This window comes from Gemmatimonadota bacterium, from assembly GCA_022560615.1.
Lineage (GTDB): Bacteria > Gemmatimonadota > Gemmatimonadetes > Longimicrobiales > Gaopeijiaceae > UBA1138.
The window spans coordinates 1-5,089 of record JADFSR010000086.1; the positions used below are offsets into that span (position 1 = coordinate 1).

At 61.8% G+C, this 5,089-nt stretch carries 6 protein-coding genes; 2 read left to right on the top strand and 4 right to left on the bottom strand.

Going from position 1 to position 5,089, the window contains the following annotated elements; translation table 11 throughout:
* The 4 genes from IIB36_20155 to IIB36_20170 form a co-directional block, all read right to left on the bottom strand.
* Positions 1-410, bottom strand: a 410-nt coding sequence (locus IIB36_20155) for a hypothetical protein (protein MCH7534054.1), incomplete at its 3' end; no start/stop codon positions are given.
* 251 nt (positions 411-661) lie between these two features.
* Positions 662-1,402, bottom strand: coding sequence for an alginate export family protein (locus IIB36_20160; GenBank protein MCH7534055.1), 741 nt, complete (start codon positions 1,400-1,402; stop codon positions 662-664).
* A gap of 45 nt (positions 1,403-1,447) precedes the next feature.
* Positions 1,448-1,921, bottom strand: coding sequence for an alginate export family protein (locus IIB36_20165; GenBank protein ID MCH7534056.1), 474 nt, complete (start codon positions 1,919-1,921; stop codon positions 1,448-1,450).
* 214 nt (positions 1,922-2,135) lie between these two features.
* Positions 2,136-3,857 carry an IS1634 family transposase gene (locus IIB36_20170; protein MCH7534057.1) on the bottom strand — a complete coding sequence of 574 codons (1,722 nt, stop codon included), beginning with the start codon at positions 3,855-3,857 and terminating at the stop codon, positions 2,136-2,138.
* A 202-nt stretch (positions 3,858-4,059) separates the two neighbouring features.
* Here IIB36_20170 and IIB36_20175 point away from each other — a divergent pair, with 202 nt between their 5' ends.
* The gene (locus tag IIB36_20175; GenBank protein ID MCH7534058.1) at positions 4,060-4,254 is read left to right on the top strand and encodes a hypothetical protein; all 195 of its coding nucleotides are present in this window, start codon (positions 4,060-4,062) and stop codon (positions 4,252-4,254) included.
* A 302-nt stretch (positions 4,255-4,556) separates the two neighbouring features.
* On the top strand, positions 4,557-4,946 hold the full coding sequence (locus tag IIB36_20180) for a hypothetical protein (GenBank protein ID MCH7534059.1): 390 nt from the start codon (positions 4,557-4,559) through the stop codon (positions 4,944-4,946).
* Positions 4,947-5,089 lie beyond the last annotated feature (143 nt).

The following is a 5,089-nucleotide window of genomic DNA, read 5'->3' on the forward strand; positions in this document are numbered from 1 at the left end:
TCTCCGGCCTCCTGGGCCAGGAGCGCAGCGTCGATATAGGTCATTGCTGCGTCGTATGGATCACTCGTAGCCTCGGCGTGCCGAGCTGCCTCCTCCAGGTACAGCCTGGCTCCCTCGAGGTAGCCGATGGCACGAAGGAGCTCGGCCTGTATGCGCAGGCACTCGAAGCGCCGGACATCGTCATGTTGCCGGCGGTAGGCGACGAAGCCGTGCATCCAGGTCGCCCTTTCCAAGTCCCCTTTGGCCGAGCTGTACGCTACGGCCATGGCCTCGTCATGCAGCTGATCCAGCTCTGGATCGCTCTTCACCGGACCGTTGCCAGCTTCCTGTCCAGCTACCCCCGGTGCCAGGACCATCGCGAAGCCGGCCATTGAGAGCATGAACAGGCCATGTCGGTGTACACTTCTCATGCGAGTATCCTCCTTTCGTGGCGACACGATCGCTTCCGCTCCCCGAGTCTGAGCAGTGCTGACTCGCCGATGAGCAGGATCAAGCCGTGGCCGCATGTCGTTACTACTCTCTCAAGGGTAGCGAACGAAGGCATGTCGCGATCTCGGGAATCCCCCGTTGCTTCGTGTGGGGAAATCTCCCACGGCGAGGACCACAAGGCTTGAAGGGCCGAGATGCAGTCGGAAGCAGAGAGTGAGCGTACGGAGAGGCATCAGAAGCTGATACCGAGCTGGGCGAAGGCCCAATGCCGGTAGCTTCCTGAGTATCCGAGATTGGCCTCTTGGGCTCCGCCACCCGCCGGGAACGCGCTGTAGCCCACCAGTGCGGTCCCGGCGTCCCCAACCTCGAAGGGAACGGTGAGATCGAACTCCCAGCCGATCTCGCTCTGATCCACGCCATCGCTTGAGGCGAGCCAGAAACGATGCACGGTCGCCCGTAGCGGAAGCGGGTCACGCTGCAACGTGAGGGTGACTAGGCCGTCGATGAGCCCCCGATCATTCGTCTGTGCCGCTGGATCGAGAAAGAGATCCATGAATCCGTAAAACTTGTGATTGGTCGCGTAGAGCGTATTGAACGCGCTGTAGCGACCGTCGGATGGATCGTCATCACCGGACAGCCAGTCCACTCCGAGCTCGATGGACTCCAGCGGCCCCAACGTCCGGATCCAGCCCAGGCGGCCCCCCACAAACCATGCACCGATGTCTTCGGAGCTCGTCGCGCGAAGCTGGGTGCCGAACTGGTACGCGCCCTCGAGGGCGTAGCGTGGTCCCCAACCCACGGCACCCTCCCACTGGCCGCTGATCGTGGTGCGATCTACGTCCTCCGCGTCCCGATACGCCGCATTGAGGTCGTGCAAGAGGAGTCCCTGAAGCGACCCCGCGTCCAAGGAGACACCAAGCAGTGTGTGGTCTCCGAGGCCCGGCGCTGCAGACGGGTCGGGCTCGGGGGCCATGCGCCCCCTCTCTACGATTGTGGCGGCGAGCGCGGATAGCACCCATCAATCCTCTTCAGGCTCGAGGAATAGCCTCAAGGTATCGAACGAGCGGCCGGTGTTCGACCAGCCCACCGCGCCGACGAGTCGCTCGCTCCCGAGGACTACTTCCTGACGGCCGGCTGTCACCGTCCCCGAAAGGCCGAGCACGGAGGCCGTCAACCGTAGGTACGCTTGATGGAGGTCCATCTGGTTCGCCGACCCGTCGGTCAGCGTATTGGACTCCTCTCCGAAGACCCGCGAGTCCTGGAATTGGATGACAACGCTCGCGTACGGTGTGACAGGAGCGTGGAGCCGCAAGCGGGTGCGCAGCAGCGTAGCTCCCTCGGCGCGCGTGCCGACGATTCCACGCTCCCCCTGGCTTCGCACCCGAAGCTCTCCGGAGAGCTCGAGCGGCGTGTCCTGACCGGCGGCTGGCGTCACGAGGACCGCTGCGGCAGCTAGGGGGATGATGGACAGACACAGATTAGTGCGCTTCATCGAAGGCTCCCGCGAATCGGCGGACGTGGCATGGTTTACTCCACAGCAAGTAAACCGGCATGCCGCCGGGAATCTGTCGGGTGCCGACTGAAGTCCCTGTCGGGACGACGCCGGACGTTAGTCGGAAGTTCCGTAGCCAAAAACAGAGATTCACGAGGCCGTAGCAGGGTATTTGGCAGATCCCTAGGTACGGCGTACTGGGTACAAAGTGTCGCTACGCGCGGTAGGAGACGTCGAGAAGGTGGAAGGCTCGCTCCTGTAGCACGGTGGGCTGGGCGTACTGTGTGAAGACGACGGCGGTGTCGCCCAAGCGCACGGTATTCTTGGTGAGCGTGGCGAGATCCTGCATGAGCGATCGGAAGCTGTGGACAGGCAAGCCATCGTCGGTGCGCTTGCGTCGTGCCTTACGCAAGGCGGCCGGTGAGCGGACAGCCGGAGCTACGATGGAGGGCTTCGACGCCTGCGCGCCCTCAGGGTCGTGGTCGGTGAAGAGGATCGGGGCGAGCGCTTGTTCCATATGCAGGCGCACATAGTAGGCGAGCATGCAAAGAAAGACGTGAGCCCGCACGCGGTCCTCGCGGCGGTGACGGATCGGCTCGACCTCGAGTGCGAAGTCCTTACAGACACGAAACGCACGCTCGACGCGTGAGAGGCTCTTGTAGGCCCGCACCACGTCCTCGCTTCCCATGCGCTCGGCGCTGAGGCTGGTGCGCAGCACGTAGATCCCGTCGAGTGCCGCCTCTTCGCCGATCGAGACGTCGTCACGCTCGAACGTGAAGGCGTCCTCGGTGATCTCGTAGCGGAAGTGCTTGGCAACCTTCGACAGGGCGAGCACACGTCCCACCCGCACCCCGATCTGGTCCTTACCCCGTAGCGGTCGCGTCTCGCGCAGCGTCGCATCCGCCACGATCTGGAGCTTCGACTCCGTATGGGCCAGGAGCTCCTGGCGTGTTCTCGCTCGGTCCTCAGCCAGCAGCGGGTTCTTGCACGCCACCAGTCGCTCACCGGGAAAGTCGGGCGACGTGATCTCGGCCAGATCCTGATCGTCGAAGAGCGAGAGTTGCAGTGGTCCGTCGCGCCACAACTTCCTGATCGTCGGCGCACGCAGCGACGTGATCCAGTCCAGCGCATGGGGCCGTAGATCCTCCTCGATGCGCATCTCCGTCAACATGCCCCGATCCCCCACCACCACCACACGCTTCAGGCCGAACGTGTCTCGTATACGCTCGACCACCGAGGATACCGTGGCCGGATCACCCGTGTTGCCTGCAAACACCTCGACCGACACCGGCACACCCTCACCTGTCATGAGTAGCCCGAAGAGCAGCTGGCGCTCACTCGTGCCACGCTTCGATCGACCGTACGCCGCCAGCGCACATGTCCGACTCTCGAACGAAATCGCCGTCACGTCCCACAAGACGAGCTGACCCTCGTCGAGATGACGCTTCGCCAGCTTCCTTTCGATGCGACGCTGTCCTCGGCCCAGCCAGTCCAGAGCCCTGTACAGCTCGTCGGCATCGGCTTCCTCGACGCCCAGTACCTCACCCAGGGAACTCGACAGCGTGTCGGAGCCCAGGCTCCGTGCCGTCGCCAGCTTCGAGCACGGCTCGAGTACCCGGGCCGCGATCATGGCCAGCGCAAGATCGCGCTCCCGACACGAGCGGTTCGCCAGGAGCTCGGCGATGCCCAGCTTGCGCATCGTTCCCAGCACTGCCGCCACATGGCCGTGGGGTCGGGCACGCAGGATCTGGAAGGCTTCGTCATAGGGGACCAGGGCTTCGCCACGTAGCACCCGCCTCAGTAGCTCGATCTGATCCATCGGCAACGAGGACAGGTTGGCCAGCGTACGCTTGCGAACTCGCTTGCCCTCACGCCAGCCCTCACGCAACAGTACGGCGGGTGGCGAGTTGCGGTTGGGCACGATGTCGATGAACATGCCAACAGTATAATATATATCAGGCTACACCACAACAGTAACTGATCCAGTTACATGGGAACATATTGCAGCACATGAAACGCCCGTAACTACCCTTCACACTGGACCTTACGTGACCGAGAAGTCGGTCTGGAGGGGGTAACTTCCGGCTAGCCGGCGCCGTGAGTGGCATCGACGGCGTCGACTTCTCTGGGTGCTCGCATTGGGCGTTCTAATCAGCGGAGGCATCGGCGGCGCAGTCGGGTACTCGACGCACAAGACGCAAGAAGAGGTGTTGAAGGCATTGGAAGAGGAGCGGACTCCGGCGTCGACTCTCTCGAAGGAGACGAACCGGGCTCTGCTGGAGTTGTGGAGGATGGAGGACGTGGAGGCTGCGAGGGGCCGGCGCGGCCGCTGAGGGAGTGCCCACATCTGTGGGAGGTCGACCGTCGCTCCTCGCGAGTGGCGGAAGTCGGCGGGGTCCGCCACGCTCACCGGATCGCGCTGCAGATGAATGACCCGCAACCGCTCACCAAAATAATCGACTGCTGGTTCCGCAAAATTCTTCACAAACTGATGATTGGTTTCCAGATAAAAATCGAGGCCGCTTGCGGCACGCAGCACATGGACTCGTTTTACTTTTTCAAATCGCTTTTTTTGCAACGAGATATCATCAGCAGAATCGGTTGCTAAATCGCTCTTCATTGCCGGATAGGGCTCGTGGCAGGCGACGCAACGGGGATTTCCGGCATCGAGGTCCTCGATGACCTGACTTTCCGGTTCAATCTGCCAGTGGACGGAGGGAGCTATACCGTCACGGGAACGGCTCTCGATATCCTTCTCGACCGCATCCTGCGGGTGGATGTCGGATCCTACACGCTGACCGGGACCGACGTTGATCTTCTCATAGAAATCCTGGCGAGGGTTCTTTTCCAGAGCGACGTTTTCACGATCCAAACCGAATTTGATTCTGTCATCACTACGCTCCTTGAACTGGATGATGTATCATCGAACCAGGCGAAATCAGACGATGCCCAGACCACCCAGATTGAGGCTATCACCGTACAGACTACTGAGTTGAGGGAAGACGAAGTCAGACCCGTTACCTAGGGAAAAGGGAACCAATGCCCGACAACCTTTTCGAGAACGATCGGACTGAACACCGGGTGACGTTCAAGGACGAAGATGGGGTCGTCGTCAACATCTCCGGAGCTGTCCTTGAATTCAGATACAAGCCGGGATCGGCGTCAACG